The sequence below is a fragment of the Rubricoccus marinus genome, from assembly GCF_002257665.1.
Classification (GTDB): Bacteria; Bacteroidota; Rhodothermia; order Rhodothermales; family Rubricoccaceae; genus Rubricoccus; species Rubricoccus marinus.
In genome coordinates this window covers 2,146,771-2,165,167 of the sequence record NZ_MQWB01000001.1, presented here as the reverse complement: position 1 = coordinate 2,165,167, position 18,397 = coordinate 2,146,771, and the positions used below count along the sequence as shown (strand labels likewise).

Genomic DNA, 18,397 nt, shown 5'->3' with positions numbered 1-18,397 from the left:
GCTCGTGTAGCTTGGGCGATCCACCCACCGCACCCATGGCCGACTCCCTTTTCACCGCCGACGAACACCAGCGCATCGCCGACGCGGTCGCGGAGGCCGAGCGTCAAACCGCGGGCGAGATCGTGCCGTACGTCGTCGCGCGCTCCGGCCAGTACGACGTGGCAACGTGGAAGGCGGCCTCTGGCGGGGCGCTGCTCGCCGCCCTGTTCGCGCTCGCGTTCGCGTATTTCTACGACGGGTGGGGCCTGGGCTGGCTGTACACGGGATGGGCGATGGTGCTCGTGATGACGCTCGGCGGCACGCTCGGCGCGCTGCTGGCGCTGATCGAACCGGTCCGCCGCTGGCTCGCTGGGTCTGACCGGATGGCGCAGCAGGTGCATCGCCGCGCCTCGATGGCGTTTCTAGACGAGGAAGTGTTCGACACCCGAGACCGGACCGGCATCCTGCTGTTCGTCTCGCTCATGGAGCACCGCATCGAAGTGCTGGGCGATACCGGCATCAACGCCAAGGTGGAGCCCGAGGACTGGGTCGAGGTCGTGGCGTTGATGCGCGACGGCATCCGGAGCGGGGATCTCGCGGGCGGGATGGTCAGAGGCATCGGCAAGTGCGGCGAACTACTCCACCGCCGCGGCGTCGAGATCCGCGAGGACGACACCGACGAGCTGCACGATGGCGTCCGCGTGCGCGAGGAATGAGGACTCTCGCGCTCGTCCTCGTTCTCGCCAGCGGCCTGCTGGCCTCTGGCGCGCACAGCCAGCCCGGCGTTCCGCCGCTGACCGGTCGGGTGGTGGACCTCGGCGAAGTGCTCTCGCCGGCGACGGAGCAGGCGCTCGACGCGCGTCTCCGCGCGCTGGAGGACTCCACGACGGAGCAGGTCGCCGTCTTGACCGTGCCGTCTCTCAACGGTGAGAACCTGGAACAGTGGGCGACGGAGGTCTTCCGCACCTGGGGTCTGGGCCAGGCCGATCAAGACAACGGCGTACTTCTTCTCATTGCGCGAGACGACCGCAAAATCCGGATCGAGGTCGGCTACGGGCTCGAAGCGCTCCTGACCGACGCCCGCGCGGGACAGATCATCCGCGACGAGATGACGCCTCGCTTCCGCGCCGGCGACTTCGATGGGGGCACGCTCGGCGCCGTCGAAGCCATCATCGGCTCGCTTGATGGGACTTATGTGCCGCCAGAGGCCTCTGGCGGATCCAGCGGGCAGACGCCGATCGTGGTGTGGGCCGTCCTAGTGCTATGCATGTTGGCCGCGCCGGTGCTCCTCTCGTTCCGGAAGCTGTTGGATCCCCCGCCCACCCGGTACGCAACGGGCGTCATGACGGCGATCTACCTCGCCGTATTCGGCGGATCCATCGGTGAGGGGATCCTAGGCGCAAACTCTTGGAGTGCCGGTGCGCTGAGCGCTCTCGGCTTTCTCGCGGTGTACCTGGGCCTGGACCGAGCACTCTCGGGCTCCCCGGCGTGGCAGGAAAAGCGCGCCCATCGCGCAAAAAAGATCGCGGCGTTCCGGACGGCCCGGAAAAGGGGACAGACGAGCGTCGTGGTAGACGGGCGGAGCTACTCCGTCCCGACGGTTAGCAGTTCGTCCTCTAGTGGCGGCGGTTTTAGCGGCGGCGGTGGGTCCTCTGGCGGCGGCGGCGCCTCTGGCGGGTGGTGACACGGTCACCTCGCGGCGCGCCAGAAGCCGAAGGACTATTGCGTCGGAACGCGAGGCCTCAGTACTGTGCTTGCCACGTTCGATCTACGCGCACGGGCTGCGCTTGCCGCCCGGTTCGCCTATCGCGACGAGGGCCAGATCGAGCCTTCTGGGCACGCCGCTACGCGTACCCCAGCGTGCCGAGCGACTCGATGCGGAGCGACGTGCCGTCGGCGTCCGAGAGGTACAGGCAGTCGCCGGCGGTTTCGTACGGCCACTTCTGCGTGTCCAACCGCGCCCGCAGGAGGTGCCATGTCCGGCGCGGCATCCCGAACGCGAGTTCGTGGCCGCCAGAGGCCTGCTCCGCCTCGGTCTCGACGAGTTCGAGCACGTCGTTGCCCTCGGCGTCCGTCATCTGTGCGGAGAGCTCCGACGAGACCGGGTGGACACGAACGGTGCGGAGCGACAGGCCGAGAAGGGAGCCGTAGAATGCCAGGGACTCGTCGAAGCGGTTCGTCCGAACGCGAACGCTCTGCAGCCAGACGGCCGTGGAGGGTTTGCGCAGCGTGCGCTCTGCGGCGCGGAGGGGCGAGTCGGCCAGGGGGAGGGAGGCGGGCATGGGGGAGAGCTGTGGGGGAGACCGGGGCGTCCGGTAGTGCTCGTTATGTCAGAGTACGTGCCACCTTAAGGGGCGCCCTTTCACGGCACCCCACCGGAACCTCTTTGCCACACTTGTCCGCCCTAAAGCTCTCCGGGCTCGATTCCGAGACCGTAAGGGAACGCCCCGATACGGCCCCACGGCCTCTGGCGTAGACATTTGCCGGCTCCGCACAGCCGGCCGCGGCGGTCTCGTGCGCCCGCCCGAGGACGTTGCCTCTCTCGCCGGAGGCTACATAAAGCCCAGCGTCAGCCGAGCCTCGTCGCTCATCATCTCCATCGAGTACGTGGGGATAAAGACAAGATCGATGACGACGTGGCGGACGCCTTCGAGGGCGTTCACGCCTTGCTCCACTTCGACGGGGAGCGTTTCGGCCGCCGGGCAGTTGGGCGCCGTGAGCGTCATCTGCACCGTCACGTCCGATCCCTGGTCTTCCCCTGCGCCCTGGATGGTCCAGCCATAGATCAGCCCGAGGTCCCATATCGGCACCGGGATCTCGGGGTCGTAGATCGACCGCATCACGGCCTTGATCTGCTCCTCCAGAGGGGAGAGGTCGTCCACCTCTTGCCCGGTCGTCAGGAAATCGCGCTCGAACGGAGCGCTCGCGCCAGAGGCCGCGGTGGGCTGGGCCTCTGGCGTCGCGTCGGTCGGGGTCTCGGGCGTTTCCATAGGTCTGCGGGATGCGCGCCAGAGGCGCTTAGGTCAGGCGCTCGGAGATGCGCGCGTCGAGGAACTCCTGGAGCGGCTCGTTCTCCAACTCCGCGACGACGTCGTGCGCGAAGGCGTAGAGGAGCAGCGCGCGGGCGTCCGAGAGGGAGAGGCCTCTGGCGCGGAGGTAGAACAGCGCCTCCGGGTCGATGGCGCCGGTCGTGGATCCGTGGGAGCACTTCACGTCGTCGGCGTAGATCTCCAACTCGGGCTTGGAAAAGTGCCGCGCGTCGGGCGAGAGGATGACGCCCTGGCTCTGCTGGTACGCGTTGGTCTGCTGCGCGGGGCGTGCGACGAAGACCTTGCCGTTGAAGACACCGGTCGTCTTGTCGTAGCAGATGCCCTTGAACAGCTCGTTGCTCTCGCAGGCGGGCGCCTCGTGGTCGATGAGCGTGCTCGTGTCGACATGCTGCTCACCGTGCAGGATATACAGGCCGCCAACGGTGTGGTTGCCACCCGGGCCGCCCAATACGGCCGTCGTGTTGTTGCGCACGAGCCCGGTGTCGAACGTGAACGTGTGCGTGTGCACGTCCGAGTCGCGGTCCTGGTAGACGTTCGTCGTGGTGATCGCGTGCGCGTGGCTGCCCTCGTCCTGGATCCGCACGTGCCGCACGGCGGAGCCGGGGCCGGCCGCGATCTCGACCAGGTGGTTGCCGAACTGCGGCGTCTCGCCAGAGGCTACGTAGCTCTCCACGATCCGCACGCGAGCGTTGTCCTCCACGACCACCAAGTGGCGGGTCTGGACAAACGTCGGCTGGTCGCCCTCCACCAGGTGGATCACGTGGATCGGCGTTTTCACCTCGACGCCCTTGGCGACGTGGACAAAAAAGCCGTCCAGGTCGAAGGCCGAGTTGAGCGCGGCAAACGCGTTCTGGTCCGTCTCGGTGAACTTGCCGAAGTACTCGGCGATCACGGCGCCATTCTCCTGCGCCGCCTCGCGCAGGCTGCCCACCGTCACGCCCTCACCGAGAGCCGACAAGTCGGAGAGAGCGTCCACCACCGCGCCGTTGACGACGACGAGACGTGCCGCGTCGAGCCCCGGGATCGCGAAGGCGTCGATGGCCTCTGGCGCGAAGGTGCTCGTGCCGTCGCCAGCGGCGAACTGGTAGTCCTCTTTGAGAGCGGGGCGGAGGTCGGTGTACTTCCAGGCCTCCAGCTTCTTGGTCGGCAGGCCGAGCGCCTCGAAGTGCTGGCGCGATTTGGCGCGCAGGTCTGCAAAAGGGCGAGGGGCCCCGTCGCCGGAAAAGGCGCGGTCGAACTCCTCGGCAGCCTGGCCAAAAAGATCGGGGCGGGTCGTGACGTCTAGCATGATGGTTCGATTGCGTAGTGCGTACTGCGTAAACCGTCGTGCGTCCGGCGCCAGAGGCTCTCCGGACGCACGACGCAATACGTACTTATGCGGCGACAGCCGCCGTCTCCTTCTTGATCCAGTCGTAGCCCTTCTCCTCCAGCTCGAGGGCGAGCTCCTTACCGCCGGAGCGGACAATGCGGCCGTCCACGAGAACGTGCACAAAGTCGGGCTCGACGTACTCCAGCAGGCGCTGGTAGTGCGTGATGAGCACGAACGAGCGGTTGGCGTCGCGGAGCTTGTTGATGCCGTCAGAGACGACGCGGAGCGCGTCGATGTCGAGGCCGGAGTCGGTCTCGTCGAGGATGGCGAGCTGCGGGTCGAGGATCGCCATCTGGAAGATCTCGGCGCGCTTCTTCTCGCCACCGGAGAACCCTTCGTTGACGGCGCGCTGGACCAGCTTGTAGTCCAAGTTGACGTACTCGGCCTTGTCCTTCATCAGCTTGAGGAACTCGCCGACGGGCATCTCGGCCTCGCCGCGGTGCTCGCGGATGCTGTTCACCGCCGTGCGGAGAAACTGCATCGTGCTCACGCCCGGAAGCTCGACCGGGTACTGGAACGCGAGGAAGAGCCCTTCGCGGGTGCGCTCCTCTGGCGCCATCTCCAGGAGGTCTTCGCCCTTGAACGTGACCGAGCCCTCGGTCACTTCGTAGTCGTCGCGGCCTGCGAGGACGTTACCGAGCGTGGACTTGCCGGAGCCGTTCGGCCCCATGATGGCGTGGACCTCGCCGGGGTTGATCTCAAGCGAGAGACCGTGGAGGATTTCAGCGTCCTCCACCTGAGCGTGGAGGTTTTGGATCGAGAGGAGAGACATGGGTGTAATGCGTGATTCGTGATGCGTTGAGAGTCAGATCCGGCGGGACGGTGATGGGGCAACCCCTCACGCGTCCCGCATCACGGATTACCCTACAGAGCCTTCGAGCTGGACCGAGAGGAGCTTCTGGGCTTCGACGGCGAACTCCATCGGCAGCTTGGCGAGGATCTCCTTCGCGTAGCCGTTGACGATGAGGTTGAGCGCGTCCTGCTCGGAGATGCCTCTGGCGGTGCAGTAGAACATCTGGTCCTCGCCGATCTTGGAGGTCGTGGCCTCGTGCTCCACCTTGGCCGTCTCGTTGTTGATCTCGATGTACGGGAAGGTGTGCGCGCCGCACTGGTCGCCGATGAGCAGCGAGTCGCACTGCGAGAAGTTGCGCGCGTTGGCTGCCTTCTTGTTGACCTTGACGAGGCCGCGGTACGAGTTGTTGGACTCTCCGGCAGAGATGCCCTTCGAGATAATCGTCGAGCGCGTGTCGCGGCCGAGGTGGATCATCTTCGTGCCGGTGTCGGCCTGCTGGTGGTCCTTGGTGAAGGCCACGGAGTAGAACTCACCGACCGAGCGGTCGCCCTTGAGGATGCAGGACGGGTACTTCCACGTGATGGCCGAGCCCGTTTCGAGCTGCGTCCACGTCACCTTGGAGTCGTTGCCGGCGCACATCGCGCGCTTGGTCACAAAGTTGTAGACGCCGCCCTTGCCATCGGCCGAGCCGGGGTACCAGTTCTGGACGGTGCTGTACTTGACCTCGGAGCGCTCCTTGGCGACGATCTCGACGATCGCGGCGTGGAGCTGGTACTCCTCGCGCATGGGAGCCGTGCAGCCCTCCATGTAGCTCACGTAGCCGTCGTCCTCACAGATGATGAGCGTCCGCTCAAACTGGCCCGTATTGGCCTCGTTGATGCGGAAGTAGGTGCTCAGCTCCATCGGGCAGCGCACGCCCTTGGGGATGTAGCAGAACGAGCCATCGGAGAAGACCGCCGAGTTGAGCGCGGCAAACAGGTTGTCCGTGTACGGGACGACCGAGCCCATGTACTCGCGCACCAACTCCTCGTGCTCCTGCACGGCCTCGCTAAACGAGCAGAAGATGATGCCCTGCGCGGCCAGTTCCTTCTTGAACGTCGTCGCGACGCTCACGGAGTCCATCACGGCGTCCACAGCCACGCCCGCGAGGGCGGCCTGCTCGCCGAGCGGGATGCCGAGCTTGGCGAAGTCGTCCAGGATCTCCTGGGGAACGTCCTCCAGGCTGTCGTACTTGGCCTTTGACCCCGGAGCCGCGTAGTAATACGCGTCCTGGTAGTCGATGGCGGGGATGTCGAGGTGCGCCCAGTCAGGCTCGTGACCTTCGTCGAGCAGCTTGAAAAAGTGCCGGAGCGCCTTTAGGCGGATGTCCAGCAGCCATTGCGGCTCTTCCTTTTTGGCGGAGATGAACCGCACGGTGTCCTCCGAGAGCCCCTTGGGCGCTTTCTCGGACTCGACGTTGGTCGTGAAGCCGTACTTGTAGCCCTCCTGGGCTACGTCCTCGAAGAAGTCGTGCTCGGTATACGTCGGCATCGTGTTCCGGTGTGTGTTGAGGTGCGGACGAAGGGCCTCTGGCGACCGTTCCGCGCTCGATGTGAAGCCCTCGCGAGAGGGCAACCGTTCGCCGCTCTGCATGTTATCCAGACCTGATCCACGGACCCGCCCAGACCCGGTTAAGTTTCCCTCAAACGCCGCGTAAACCCATGACCGAGACCGCCCCCGACGCCCTGCTCCAGATCACAGAGTCCGCCCGCCAGAGGCTCGTTCAGGTCGCCGCCGGCGACGGCGTGGACGTGACCGAGCAGTACCTCCGCGTGGCGGTCGTGCCCGGCGGCTGCTCCGGCTTGACGTATGATCTCGGCTGGGACACCACGGTTCAGGACGCCGACGAGACTGTGGAAGTCGACGGCCTCCGGTTCGTGCTCGACCCCCGGAGCCTCGCGTACGTGGAGGGGACGACGCTGGACTTCTCGGACGGCCTGGACGGCCAGGGCTTCCACTTCCACAATCCGCAAGCGGTTCGGACGTGCGCGTGCGGCGAGTCCTTCTCGCTCTAGCGCGACACCTTCCACCGTCGGACACTCAGGCCTCTGGCGCCAGAGGCCGCGTTTCAGGCAGGGAAAGCGCCTTCGCGTAGGGGCATAAAATAACCGCGTCGACGGATCTTACAGGATCCACCGACGCGGTGTGGCGGGAGGGGCTTACGGGCCCCATCTCTGACAGCTTAACGCTAGATCGGGGGAGGTGAGTTCCTGCAGAGGATATGTTCGCTCCATCTTAGCAACTAACTGTAGGGAGTTCAGGGGGCTGTCTCTGACGCTGGTGCTTCCTCGGTGTCGAGGTCCCAGTCGATGCGGACACCCGGCGTTAGGCCGTACCGGCGGGCGAACCCGGCAGGCGTTTCGACGACGAACTGCGCCGGTCCCTCAGATGGATACGTCGGGTTGGTCTGGAACGGGACGGCGTTGGCCTGCACGTTGATCAGCGTCGAGTCCGCGCCGAAATACATGATGTCGAGCGCGCTCGGCGTGTTCTGCATCCAGAACGACTGCGGCGCGGCGGTGGGGAAGATGAACAGCATGCCCGTCGCGTCCGGGATCTCTGTGCGGTCCATCATGCCGCGCATCCGCAGCGAGTCCGTGTCCGCGACCTCGATCGCGATGGTGGTGATAGGCTGTCCATCGCGGGAGAAGGTCAGGTCCCCGGCGATGTCGAACGGGATGGACGGGGCCGAAGGCGCCTCTGGCGTGGGCTCGGGCGCGGACTCCTGGCAACCGAACAGGGACGCGAGCAGGATGAGAGAGAAGAAGCGAGTCATGTGTATCGGGAGGCGTGGGCCTCTGGCGAAACGGAACGAAGGGAGAAAGGGCGCCAGGGGCTAGCGGACGAGGCGGACGGCGAGTGCGTCGGCGACGGCGGCGCCGCTGGGGGTGAGGCGGACGCGGCCGTTGCGGACGGTGAGGAGAGATTCGCGCTCGAAAGAGGCGAGGAGGTCGGCTTTTTCGACCAAGAGATCGACGCCGTAGTCGCGCTCCAGAACGTCGAGGTCGAGGCCGAGGTCGAGGCGGCGGAGGCCGAGCAGGATGGCCTCGTCGGCGAGGGCGTCGGCGCCGAGCTGCTCGCGGTTGTCGACGGGGAGGTGGCCGGATTCCAGCAGTCCGCGCCAGCTGCCGAGGTGGGCGACGTTGGCCCACCGCCACGCTTTGCTACGGGTCTCGCGCCAGAACGCGTGCGCGCTGGGGCCGATCGCGAGGACGTTCTGGTGTGCCCAGTAGAGCGAGTTGTGGCGCGAGTGGTGGCCGGGTTTGGCGAACGAGGAGACCTCGTAGTGCTCCAGGCCGCGCTCCTTCAGGTACTCGTGGGTAAACAGGTAGCGATCCAGCATCGCGTCATCGCCCTCGGGAATCACGGTTCCGAGTTGGACCTGTTTCGCCAGAGGCGTCTTGGGCTCGACGGTGAGGGAGTACGCGGAGATGTGCGGCGCGCCCAGGCGGAGCGCTTTCTCCAGGTTCGCGCCCCAGTGCTCGAACGGTTGCTCGGGCACGCCGAAGATGAGGTCGACCGAGAACGAGTCGAACGTGTCGGCGGCGATCTGCACGGCGCGCTCGGCCTGGGCGGCGTCGTGGGCGCGGTTCATGAACGCGAGGTCCTCGTCGAAAAACGACTGCACGCCGAGCGAGAGCCGCGTGACGCCCATCGCGCGAAGCGAGCCCAGGCCGCTGGCGGTGAGGTCCTCGGGGTTCGCCTCCAGCGTGACCTCCTCCACCTGCGAGGTGTCGAAGTGCGCGTGGACGGCGTTGAGGATCGTCGCGAGGTCCTCTGGCGGGAGCAGCGAGGGCGTCCCGCCGCCGAAGTAGATCGTCGCCAGAGGCTCGCGGGACCCGAACTCCTTGCCGTACGCCTCGATCTCGACCGCGGCGGCGCGCGCGAAGGCTCCCGTCTCACGGCTCGTGGTCGTGAAATAGAAGTCGCAGTAGATGCAGCGCTGCGAGCAGAAGGGGACGTGGATGTAGAGGCCGGCCAATGCGGAGCGGGAAGCGGGACGAGGCAAGTACGCCTCTGGCGCGTGCCGGAGTGTGCGCGCGGCTGCGAGGTTTGGGTGGGTTCTCGCTAGAGGCGGTGGAATGGGCGCCCACGCCAGAGGCCCCTGGCGCCGGCGACGCGCGCCGGGGCGGGATTCTACCTTCCAGGCTCCGCCGCCGCCTCTTCTCTGTGATCGACTTCTCCCGCCTCGCGAGCCAACTCGGCGACTTCTCGGCCTACCAGCGCCAGGAGCAAAACCGCCACGCGTGGCGGCTGGAGACGGCGTGCGCGTGTCTGGACGAGTGCGCGCCGGACTGGGAGCCTCTGGCAGAGCGCGCGCGGAAGGCGGGGCGTGGGCCGCTGCGTGGGATTCCGCTCGGTCAGCCCGATGTGGGCACCGCTCCAGGCAGCCGTCCCGCGACGGTCACGGTCGTGGCGACCGACGGCAGCCAGATCTTCCCAGACCGGCACTCGGACCCGGCGTGCTACCTCCTCAACGTCGGCCGGATCGCGCTGCACTACGGCACGCTGGACGCGCCGCTCATGCGCGCCGAGCCTGACTTCCGCTACTCGCGCGGCGATCTGGACGACCTGGCGCCGGACGACCCGGCCACGCCAGAGGCCTCGGCGGAGGTGGTTTCGGCCCTGCGCGACGAGCAGGAACTGGACTGGCTGCACAAAACGGCCGTGGAGGAGCGCCGCAGCGGGCGCGAGATCGTGGCCCTCGCGGACGGCACACTCATCCGCTGGATGCTGCGCGGCATGAAAAACCGCGCGCTGGAGACGACGCTGCTCGCGCGCTACGTCGCCATCCTCGACCGCTTCCAAGAGGACGGCGTGCCTCTGGCGTCGTACATCTCGCGGCCGGGCGCGGCGGAGGTGGTGAACCTGCTCCGCTTGCACCGAGGCGAGGAAGACTGGGCCACGGGCGATGACTCCCTGCACGGCCTGCTGGACCGGCACCTGTTCGAACGCGTGTTGGAGGTGGGCGAACGGAGCACGACGTTCCAGAGCCGGAGCGAGGTGCTCTCGCAGTACGGGCCGCACCAGATCGTAGCGTTCTACCTCCGCCTGAAGGGCGAGGTGGCGCGCGTGGAGATGCCTGCGTGGGCTGCGAACGTGCCGGGCTGGCTGGACCTCGTCCACTCGGTCCTGCTGGACCAGGCGGAGAAGGGGGGGGGCTACCCGATCATCCTGCAAGAGGCGCACGAACGCGCCGTGGTCCGCGCGGAGGAGCGGGAGATGTTCTTCCGCCTGCTCGCAGGCCGCTTGCGCCGCGATGGCTTGGCGGGGGACGCCAGCGGCAAGAGCGTCTCCAAGCAGGTGCCGCGGGTGTAACAGTGTGGCGCCAGAGGCCTCTGGCGCTGGGATGGCTCAGGCCGAGCGTGGACTTCGTCCGCGGGAGGCCTGCAGCGGTGGGTTCTGCCGCGCGCGGTTCGACGGCTACGAGAGACATAGGGATGCCGTGGAGGCTACCACCCGAGCACAACCGCCGCTACGAGTAAAGCGGCGTACGCCGTGAACACCGCCCTCGCGGCTACTGACCTCCTGCTCTTGCTCAGTTCAAAAAAGCCGGGGTCTTTCATCTTAGCCCGCTCTAGGAAAAGCACGACGCTAGAGCCGATGACCACTACCGGGCTAAGAACGATCAGTGCCTTAATGAGCATGATGGGAGCGCGGCAGAACAGATTGGCGCTCAGCAGCGGAGGGCGAACGAGCGCAAAAGTGGGAGCGCGCAACGTACGACGCGGGCCTCTGGCGGAGGCGAGAACGCCACGGCCCTCCGTCGGCTGCAGCGCCGGGTTACACCGCGCGCGTTTAGAAGAACAGGGCACCACCCACGCTTGCACAGAACAGCATGGTGTAAGACGCTAGGTATAGGTAGTACAGCACTGGAGCGGTGTCCCGGCTGTTTCCATTCATCTCCCCTCGTCTGACCCCGTCCCATAACATTCCCCCCGTAAGTGCCGCCGAGGCAACCATAACCAGACGAAGGCCTGTAGGTCCGCTGTGGATAGCCCAAAGCACGATAGCATAGAAAACGGTGGTCGCCAGCATCCCGCCAAGCACGATCAGCGTGACGGACACCCAACGAGGCCGGGCAGGATGTTGAGGGGCAGGGTCCGGCGGCTCGAACTTGACCTCAACGGTTGACAACCGCGCGAGAGGGTCGGGCGCGCCAGAGGCAAATCTCTCAAACACCGAGGCGACCGTCGAGAGTGCAAGCGCGGTGTTAGTCGCACGATGGTGTTTCCCGTTTGTCGCGTGATGCTCAAGAAGGAAGCCCCCAGTAGGTGAGCCGTGCGCCTGCACAAACGTCCCGTCGCCCCGGTCCAGAATCGCGAATGCATCGGGGCTCCCGTCAAGCGCCACCAGCGCCTCGCGGGTCTGATCTGGGGTGGGCGACCGGACCGAAGTTCCGTCACCGAGGGTCAATTCCACAGTAGCGGGAGCGCGGTGTAACAGATGGCGGCTCAGCCGCAACGGGCAACGACCGCGGACCATAGGGAAGGCAACGTAGACGCCGAGCCCCGGACGAAGCAAGAGCGCTGGAGCCCGTTGTCGGCCTGCAGCCGCTGGTTATGCAGATCTTTGGGCGTAGACCTCTGCCAGGTCTCTCAAAACCGATACGACATCCTCGTAAGCCAGCTTCACGAAGTCGTAGTTGAGAGATAGCTGCTCTTGGTTCCAGCTTCCAGTTACGATCTCGACTCCATTGGTTGCGCTGATGAACGAGCGGAGCGCATTGCTACCGCCGTCCGCCGAGACGCGGCCATAGGAATGAATCAATGAGTTGCGGACCCTGTTGTAGCCCTCGACTCTCTCCCAAGCGTCGCTTTGGTCAGGAAAGGGGATGTCCATCACCTTCTGGTGATACACCTGGGACCGGAAGATTCCGCGATGACTCAGTTCCTTGGGTGTGACCTTGCCCTCTCCCTCCTCACGGGCTAGGTACTTGGTGAGTTGATCGAGTGTGTTTTCAAGAAACGAGTAGAGTGAGAGGAAGAGAGAGGCGTAGATCAGATTGGGAAACGCCTCAGACACTTCGTTTGCCTCCATGCCTGCGGCAAAGAAGTCCATAAACGAGTCAGTGGTCTGCGCTTCGACGTGAGCGTCCAAGGCTGTCTGCTGAGCCGCCTCAGCGTCAGCCGCCTGATCCGTCAGGAAGCCGTTGACATATTCGATAAGGCGACCGAGCCTTTCCAACTCAGTGCTGATCCAGCTTGGGAGGTAACCGTAGTTCATCGGAGTTGGGTGATCTGCATAACTAGTACTTCAGCGGCACTGAGTGCCGGTTGAAGTCCGGAATCGGGACAAAAGGCGGAAGCTGGGCGGCATGAAGCGATGGTTCGCGCACTTCATGCGTCAGAACATCCGGAAAGCGTCCAACCTACGCACGCGCAAACTCCAGCGGAAATCCGCCCGCACCGCCTCTGGCGACCTCCAGGCGCAGGTGGATTCACCGCGCGCACGAGTTCGCCCCGGCCCGCTACACCGCACTCGCCAGAGGCCCGGGAGGACCGAACCTCTGGCGCCGCGTCCCGCCAGAGGCGCGATCTTCCGGCATGAGCACCCCCATCGCCGAAGTCGTCGCCAGCAGCACCCGCGAGATCGTCGCTGAGACGTACCGCGACGCCGAGCCGCCCGCGTTCGGGACCTGGATCGAGGTCGAGATCGCCTCTGGCGCCATCGTTTACGCCCTCGTGAGCCACACCGAGACCGGGAGCCTGGAGCCCGGCCGCCGCGCGATGGCGCTGGGCGCCGGCTGGGACCGCGAGACCATCCAGCGCGAGATGCCTCAGCTCCAGGAGCTCATCCGCACGACCGTCCGCGCGCAGATCCTCGGGTGGTGGGATGGAACCTCGCGCCGCCCCGACGGCCGCCCCCGCGTCCGCCAGTCGCTCCCGCCGCACATCGCCGCGCTGCACGACCGCGTGCGCTGCTGCGCGCCAGAGGCCGTCGCCCTCCTCGGCGAGCCGTTCGACGCGCTCCGCACCCTCGCGCGGCACCCCGACCCCGCCGTCCCCGCCGACGACCTGATCGCGGCCGTCCTCAGCGGCCTCTACAAAGCTCACGGCCGCGGCGACGAAGGCGACGCCGTGCTTCTGGCGGCGGGCCGCGCGCTGCTCCGCCTGCTGGACGACGACCACGAGCGGCTCACCTCCATCCTTCGCCGCGCGCAAGATGCCATCTAGCCGCCTGTGGCGACGCATCCCGATAGGCACCTCGGGCCTCTGGCGCCAGAGGACTGGGAGAGTGCTGCTCCTGGTGATGTGCCTCGCCAGCGGCTGCGCGGACGAGCCCGAACCCGTCGCGCTTCCAGATCCTCCGAGCACCGAACAGATCAGCGAGGACCTTGTCGGCCTCCGGTTCGACTTTTTCGAGGACGGCTCGGGCGCGAGGCCGTGGACCATCGAGGCCGAGGAGATCCGCCAGCTTCGGATCGTGGATCAGGTAGTGGACGACAGCGGACGGGTCGCGCGGTCCCGCGTCGCGCTCGCGCTCCGCGCCGAAAAGCGCTCCATCCAGGGCGAACTGATCCTGCGCCACCGGCGCGAGGCCCCCAACTGGGTTTTCGAGGGCGGAGGCCGCTCCGGCCCCAACTGGCGCGCGGGCGACGCCGAGGCGACGCTGTTCGCCGTCCGCGTCCTCTCCGACTCCACCATCCGCCGCCGCACGCTCGCCTTCAGCCCCATCGCGCGCTATGAGAACGGCCGCTACCTCGCGCCTCTGGCGCCGTACGAGCAGCGCGCACGCGCCCTTTTCGACTCCACGTTTGCCAGTGACAGCCTCGCGCTCGCGGCGGAGACAGGCCTGAACCGAGCCGCAGCCGATGCCCTCGCGCCTCGCGGCAGCAAGCTCTACGCGCTCGGCGCCGGCCAGCCGCCCGCCGAGGTCCGCGTCGATAGCGTCCGCGCCAGCCTGCTCGGTTGCCAGTACGTCACCGCCTACGCCGACCCGCCGACGCCAGAGGCCGCGCGCTGGGCGCGCCTCGGCACCACCTCCAGCGTGATGGGCGCGCCTCTGGCGGAGGGCACCGCTCTCAACCGTCCGCTCGCGAGGGCGCTGGAGGGCGTCGCGCGACAGAGGTTCGAGATCGCGGGCGTGGACACGCAGCGGCTTCGTCAGCAGCGCGCCATCGCGGCGGACCTGGACGGCGATGGCCAGGACGAGGCCGTGGGCGTGTTCACCATCGGCGAGGGCGAACGGCGGCGGAGCCTCGCCGTTGCGGCATCGCCCGGAGCGACGGCGCCGCGCCTCCTTTTCGAACGCGTACCGGACCGCCCCAGCGGCTTTGCCACGCTCTCACTGCTCGGCGTGCTGGACGTCGATGCCGACGGCGCCGCCGAAGCGCTCTTCCTCGAAGAAGGCACCGAGGTCTACCGCTACCTCATCGTCACCTTCCGCGGCGGCCGGTTTACGGACGCCTTTCGGGGCGGCGGGGGCGGCTGCTGAGCCTCTGGCGCCAGAGGCCCCGCGCCTAGAAGATCACGCCTGCGCGGAGCGGCACGACCACCGTGAGCGCGTCCGAGCCCACCACGAGTGCCGGATCGATCTCGAAGTACAGCGAGGTCTCGGAAAGCGGAACGGCCCAGCCAAACCCGAGGTGGACCGTCGGACCCGCGCCGCCGCCGGAGAAGGGCACGTAGCCGCCGAACCCGCCCAGGATGTAGCGCACCGAGTTCTCTCCACCCGGCAGCGTCACAATCATCGACACCTGCGGCGTGGCCGTGATGACCGCGTCGCTCGCGAGGCTGGTCGAGATCCCCAGGCTCGCCGCGGCGGAGAGGTCGGCGTTGACCGGCAGCGCGATGCGTCCGCGGATGCCGAGCCCCACCGAAGGGTCCACGTCGCCGCTGCGGACCGGGATCGCCAGCGCGTCGATGCCGATGCCGATGCGGGCCGGCGCGTTCTGGGCGGAGGAGGGGACCGCCGTCAGCAAGAGGGCGAGCAGGGGGAGGGCGAAGCGCAAAACCATGGGAGCGTCGGGGGTGCGCCGCAAACTATCACGGCGCCAGAGGCCCTTGCCGCCTCTGGCGAGCGCCCTCGCGCGAGATTCGAGCGGGAGGCGCACGAGGCCTCTTGCGAGCCGCGCGCGTCACCGCCTCTCGCGTCAGCGGCCCCGTGCAACAGGCTCCAGGCTGCGCCGTAGTCTCCGGCCACCCCCGCCGCTCCTCGCTGTTATGGAAGTCATCATCGTGTTCATCCTCTTCGTCCTGGCGCCTCTGGCGGTGTTCCGAGGCATCAAGATGCTCCGCGACTCTAGCCCCGCGCGCGAGAGGCCCGAGCGGGCATCCAGCGGGGCCTCGAGCGCGATGCGTAAAAGCGAGCTCGAAGCGCTCATCCAGGACGCCGTGATCGACGCGACGGCGCCTCTGGCGGCCCGCATCGACGAACTGGAGCGCGAATTCCTCCTCGGCGACGGACGCCTCGACGCGTCCACGCTCTCCGAGGCGTTCGACGACGACCTCGCGCCAGAGGCTTCCGGCCGCAACGAACTCCGCGCCCGCGACCGCGCCTGATGAGCACCGTCCGGCCCGATCCCGGCGACGAGGTCTGGGACGACCTCGCCCAGCGCCGCTGGCGCCGCATCCGGTGGCGCCAGACGACCGATCCCACGCCAGAGGCCGCCTCGCGTCGGCAAAGGGGCGCGCCGCCCGAGGACGCCGTGTGCGCCGCCTACGGCTCGCCCATCCACCGCACCGGCACCTACTACGTCCGCCCCGCCTACACCGACGGCGAGATCTGGCTCAGCCAGCAGGGCTACGACGCCCTTATCCGCCGGACCCGCGGCCGGCGCGCATCTCGACGATCTGGCGAACGACCGTAGGTGCCGTCGCGCATCCCCCGGCCTCTGGCGTCTGCGTGCAGACCGCCGCCTGCACGGGGTCCAGCATCGCGCCTGCGGCCACGCCGAGGCCTAGCGGGCGCCAGTGGATCTCCGGGAAGTAAAGCCGCGCAATGGGCTCTCCGGTCTGCGCGAGAGGCTCGGTAAACGCGAGCCCGTCGATGCCCTGGCGGCTCAGCATCTGCGTAAACGCCGTCTGGTCCTCGGTCGGCACGCCGGTTCTGCGGAAGGCGGCCACCTCGGCGGCGCTGGGGATGTAGAACGCCAAAAAGCGCCCGCCGCGCGATTCGACCTCGGCTTTGAGCGCCTCCATGTACACGTCGTTGAGCCACTGGCGGTGCGGCTCGGAGTACGCCAGAGGCGTGTTCAGCGTGTCGAGGTCGAACGTGCTGGGACCGGGCTGGCGCTCGCCGAACAGCCCCACGCCCACGCGGCGTACCAGCCCGGCCACGTGAGAGTGGCTTTGAAGCGTGTACGCCCCCGGAAGCTGGGACCATCGCGTCTTCGTCTGCCGCGGCGTGTCGCGCGGCGAGACAGGCGTGAGGGTGCGGTCCTCGCCCACGTCGAAGTACGTCGCGTGCTGGAGGTTCGCGTAGTCGTTGTAGCAGAAGAGGTAGACCACCACCTCGGGGCGCCAGAGGCGTCCGCGCGTTTGGAGCAGCCGCAGCGCGTAGCCCGGCCCGGCGCCGATGCGTGCCGCGTTGGTCACGCGCACGTCCATGCCTCTGGCGGAGAGCCCACCCGCGAGCTGCGAGGCCGCGGTTTGGTCGTCTTCCACGCCCATGCCGTAGGCGAAGGAGTCGCCAAGGATCAGGACCTCTGGCGCCGTCGAGTCGGCCGTAGAGGTCGGCGTTTCGCGGAAGCCGTGGGCGTCGTGGTGGAACGTGTACGTGTAGATGCCCGGCAGGCGGACCGTCCCGGAGAGGCCGGGCTTGGGGATCACGCCCAAATCTGCATCTAGCGTGAGGTGCGAAGGCCCCACCGGCTGCGGCGCGAAAAGCCGCAGCGCCACCTCGGCGAGGCCGAGCGCGAGGACGAGCCCGATCCCCACCGCCGCGATTCCGAACAGCCGGCGCGTGCGGGGCGCCAGAGGCGAGTCGGCAGAAACGGGCGTGTCCACAAGCGGGGGAGCGGGGCGCCAGAGGCTCGGCCTCTGGCGGGGTCGCTAGGGGGTGCGGAGCGTGCCTTCGCCGTCGTCCTCTTCGGCGGCCTCCTGGTCGGCGCGCACCTTGGGGTCGCTCAGGTCGGTCTCTTCGTCGATCTCGCGGTCCGAGTGGAGGTCCGGGCGGACGCGCGGGATAAACGTGGCGTAGACGAGCTGGCCGTTCTCCTCGAATGCGTGAACGTAGAGGTTTTCCCGCAAGAGGGAGACGGCCATAAAGCCCGAGACGCGGAGCGCGAACAGCGTGTTGGGCGTTTGCACCACGCCGCGCGTGAGCGAGCCCGCGCCAGAAACGAAGTAATCCACCGGTGAGCCCTCCGGGCGGTGGTGCTGGAGGTTGTGGTCGTGGCCCGCGAAGTACGCCTGCACACCGCGATTCTCGAAGATGGGCACCAGGCTCTCAATCAACCGCGGGTTGTCCTCGTAGCGCACCGAGCCGACGTAGATCGGGTGGTGGCCGACCACGATCTTCCACGCCGCGTCGCTCTCCGCCAGGGTCTTGTCCAGCCACGCGAGTTGCGCCTCAGGGTCCCAGTCCTCCGTCTTGTTGTACTTGCCCCGAGGCTCGCGTTCACTGAGCGGCGTGGTGTCCAGGTAGACGAAGAGCGCCTGGGTGGAGTCGTCCACCTGAACGGTCTCGGTGTAGTAGCGCGCGGGCATGTGCCACCGCGGGCTTTTCGTCATGTAGTCGATCTGCGCCTGGTAGTCCCCTTGCCAGTCGTGGTTGCCGAGCACGGAGTACCACCGGCTCTGAAGCGCGGGCGCGGTGTAGATGTTCTCGAACGACCGCTCCCACTTCGGGTCCTCGATGGAGTCCACGCCCTCGGTGTAGAAGTTGTCGCCCGTCGAGATCGTGAACCGGCTGTTGATGCGTGCGCCCACCTCGCCCATCGTGACCGCCACGTCGCGCTGGTTGAAGAACCCGTTTCGGCCCCAGTCCCCGACCACGAGGAAGTTCATGACGTCCGGCGAGAACGCCTGGGACTCCTCCGGCACCTTGTAGTCCGCGAGGATCTCCGGCGTGAACTCGTCGGCGCGCGTGCCGACGGCGGTAGGCGTGCCGCTGCACCCGGCCGCCAGGAGGGCGGGCAGGATGCCCAAGAGGATCAGGAGAGGGGAGAAGCGGCGCATAATCGGGGGTTCACGGGCGCGGGGCCAACGCCCTCAAGAACGC

The 18,397-nt window shown here is 67.3% G+C and carries 20 protein-coding genes; 8 read left to right on the top strand and 12 right to left on the bottom strand.

Going from position 1 to position 18,397, the window contains the following annotated elements; translation table 11 throughout:
- Positions 1–35: 35 nt before the first annotated feature.
- Both BSZ36_RS09140 and BSZ36_RS09135 read left to right on the top strand, forming a co-directional pair.
- A complete protein-coding gene (locus BSZ36_RS09140; RefSeq protein ID WP_094548164.1) occupies positions 36–695 on the top strand; it encodes a TPM domain-containing protein in 660 nt (219 codons plus the stop codon).
- The gene (locus tag BSZ36_RS09135) at positions 692–1,663 is read left to right on the top strand and encodes a TPM domain-containing protein (protein ID WP_094548162.1); all 972 of its coding nucleotides are present in this window, start codon (positions 692–694) and stop codon (positions 1,661–1,663) included. The genes BSZ36_RS09140 and BSZ36_RS09135 overlap by 4 nt, the downstream gene beginning before the upstream one ends.
- A 160-nt stretch (positions 1,664–1,823) precedes the next feature.
- Here BSZ36_RS09135 and BSZ36_RS09130 read toward each other — a convergent pair whose 3' ends face one another.
- From BSZ36_RS09130 to sufB, 5 genes are all read right to left on the bottom strand, one after another.
- Positions 1,824–2,261: a VOC family protein gene (locus BSZ36_RS09130; protein WP_094548160.1), complete on the bottom strand. Its 438-nt coding sequence runs from the start codon at positions 2,259–2,261 to the stop codon at positions 1,824–1,826.
- 270 nt (positions 2,262–2,531) lie between these two features.
- A complete protein-coding gene (locus BSZ36_RS09125; protein WP_094548158.1) occupies positions 2,532–2,969 on the bottom strand; it encodes an iron-sulfur cluster assembly protein in 438 nt (145 codons plus the stop codon).
- Between the two features lie 28 nt (positions 2,970–2,997).
- Entirely contained in the window at positions 2,998–4,317 is a 1,320-nt protein-coding gene (gene sufD / locus BSZ36_RS09120; RefSeq protein WP_094548156.1) for a Fe-S cluster assembly protein SufD, read from the bottom strand.
- A gap of 85 nt (positions 4,318–4,402) precedes the next feature.
- Entirely contained in the window at positions 4,403–5,170 is a 768-nt protein-coding gene (gene sufC / locus BSZ36_RS09115) for a Fe-S cluster assembly ATPase SufC (RefSeq protein ID WP_094548154.1), read from the bottom strand.
- Between the two features lie 87 nt (positions 5,171–5,257).
- The gene (sufB, locus tag BSZ36_RS09110) at positions 5,258–6,721 is read right to left on the bottom strand and encodes a Fe-S cluster assembly protein SufB (RefSeq protein ID WP_094548151.1); all 1,464 of its coding nucleotides are present in this window, start codon (positions 6,719–6,721) and stop codon (positions 5,258–5,260) included.
- A gap of 170 nt (positions 6,722–6,891) precedes the next feature.
- Here sufB and BSZ36_RS09105 point away from each other — a divergent pair, with 170 nt between their 5' ends.
- The gene (locus tag BSZ36_RS09105; protein ID WP_094548149.1) at positions 6,892–7,245 is read left to right on the top strand and encodes a HesB/IscA family protein; all 354 of its coding nucleotides are present in this window, start codon (positions 6,892–6,894) and stop codon (positions 7,243–7,245) included.
- Between the two features lie 242 nt (positions 7,246–7,487).
- Here BSZ36_RS09105 and BSZ36_RS09100 read toward each other — a convergent pair whose 3' ends face one another.
- Together BSZ36_RS09100 and hemW are read right to left on the bottom strand one after the other, a co-directional pair.
- Positions 7,488–8,006 (bottom strand): DUF192 domain-containing protein, encoded by a 519-nt coding sequence (locus tag BSZ36_RS09100; RefSeq protein ID WP_094548147.1) that lies wholly within the window; start codon positions 8,004–8,006, stop codon positions 7,488–7,490.
- A 60-nt stretch (positions 8,007–8,066) separates the two neighbouring features.
- Positions 8,067–9,239, bottom strand: a complete 1,173-nt coding sequence (gene hemW, locus BSZ36_RS09095; RefSeq protein WP_218827620.1) for a radical SAM family heme chaperone HemW — start codon at positions 9,237–9,239, stop codon at positions 8,067–8,069.
- A 161-nt stretch (positions 9,240–9,400) separates the two neighbouring features.
- Between hemW and BSZ36_RS09090 the strand changes: the two genes are divergently transcribed.
- Positions 9,401–10,549 carry a DNA double-strand break repair nuclease NurA gene (locus BSZ36_RS09090; protein ID WP_094548143.1) on the top strand — a complete coding sequence of 383 codons (1,149 nt, stop codon included), beginning with the start codon at positions 9,401–9,403 and terminating at the stop codon, positions 10,547–10,549.
- A gap of 134 nt (positions 10,550–10,683) precedes the next feature.
- On the opposite strand, the gene BSZ36_RS09085 is transcribed toward BSZ36_RS09090, so the two are convergent.
- Both BSZ36_RS09085 and BSZ36_RS09075 read right to left on the bottom strand, forming a co-directional pair.
- On the bottom strand, positions 10,684–10,878 hold the full coding sequence (locus BSZ36_RS09085) for a hypothetical protein (protein WP_094548140.1): 195 nt from the start codon (positions 10,876–10,878) through the stop codon (positions 10,684–10,686).
- 913 nt (positions 10,879–11,791) lie between these two features.
- Entirely contained in the window at positions 11,792–12,457 is a 666-nt protein-coding gene (locus tag BSZ36_RS09075; protein ID WP_094548135.1) for a hypothetical protein, read from the bottom strand.
- A 320-nt stretch (positions 12,458–12,777) separates the two neighbouring features.
- Here BSZ36_RS09075 and BSZ36_RS09070 point away from each other — a divergent pair, with 320 nt between their 5' ends.
- Together BSZ36_RS09070 and BSZ36_RS09065 are read left to right on the top strand one after the other, a co-directional pair.
- The gene (locus BSZ36_RS09070; RefSeq protein ID WP_094548132.1) at positions 12,778–13,407 is read left to right on the top strand and encodes a hypothetical protein; all 630 of its coding nucleotides are present in this window, start codon (positions 12,778–12,780) and stop codon (positions 13,405–13,407) included.
- Entirely contained in the window at positions 13,397–14,668 is a 1,272-nt protein-coding gene (locus BSZ36_RS09065) for a hypothetical protein (RefSeq protein WP_143536826.1), read from the top strand. Before BSZ36_RS09070 ends, BSZ36_RS09065 begins: the two co-directional genes overlap by 11 nt.
- Positions 14,669–14,693: 25 nt before the next feature.
- Here the strand turns inward: BSZ36_RS09065 and BSZ36_RS09060 are convergent, their stop codons facing one another.
- Positions 14,694–15,191, bottom strand: coding sequence for a hypothetical protein (locus BSZ36_RS09060; RefSeq protein ID WP_094548126.1), 498 nt, complete (start codon positions 15,189–15,191; stop codon positions 14,694–14,696).
- A gap of 205 nt (positions 15,192–15,396) precedes the next feature.
- Here BSZ36_RS09060 and BSZ36_RS09055 point away from each other — a divergent pair, with 205 nt between their 5' ends.
- The gene (locus tag BSZ36_RS09055) at positions 15,397–15,735 is read left to right on the top strand and encodes a hypothetical protein (protein ID WP_094548123.1); all 339 of its coding nucleotides are present in this window, start codon (positions 15,397–15,399) and stop codon (positions 15,733–15,735) included.
- Positions 15,735–16,043: a hypothetical protein gene (locus tag BSZ36_RS09050; RefSeq protein ID WP_094548120.1), complete on the top strand. Its 309-nt coding sequence runs from the start codon at positions 15,735–15,737 to the stop codon at positions 16,041–16,043. The genes BSZ36_RS09055 and BSZ36_RS09050 overlap by 1 nt, the downstream gene beginning before the upstream one ends.
- On the opposite strand, the gene BSZ36_RS09045 is transcribed toward BSZ36_RS09050, so the two are convergent.
- On the bottom strand, positions 15,988–17,181 hold the full coding sequence (locus BSZ36_RS09045) for an SGNH/GDSL hydrolase family protein (RefSeq protein ID WP_094548117.1): 1,194 nt from the start codon (positions 17,179–17,181) through the stop codon (positions 15,988–15,990). The two genes, BSZ36_RS09050 and BSZ36_RS09045, sit on opposite strands and share 56 nt — an antisense overlap.
- Positions 17,182–17,226: 45 nt before the next feature.
- On the bottom strand, positions 17,227–18,354 hold the full coding sequence (locus tag BSZ36_RS09040) for a purple acid phosphatase family protein (protein ID WP_094548114.1): 1,128 nt from the start codon (positions 18,352–18,354) through the stop codon (positions 17,227–17,229).
- Positions 18,355–18,397: the final 43 nt, after the last annotated feature.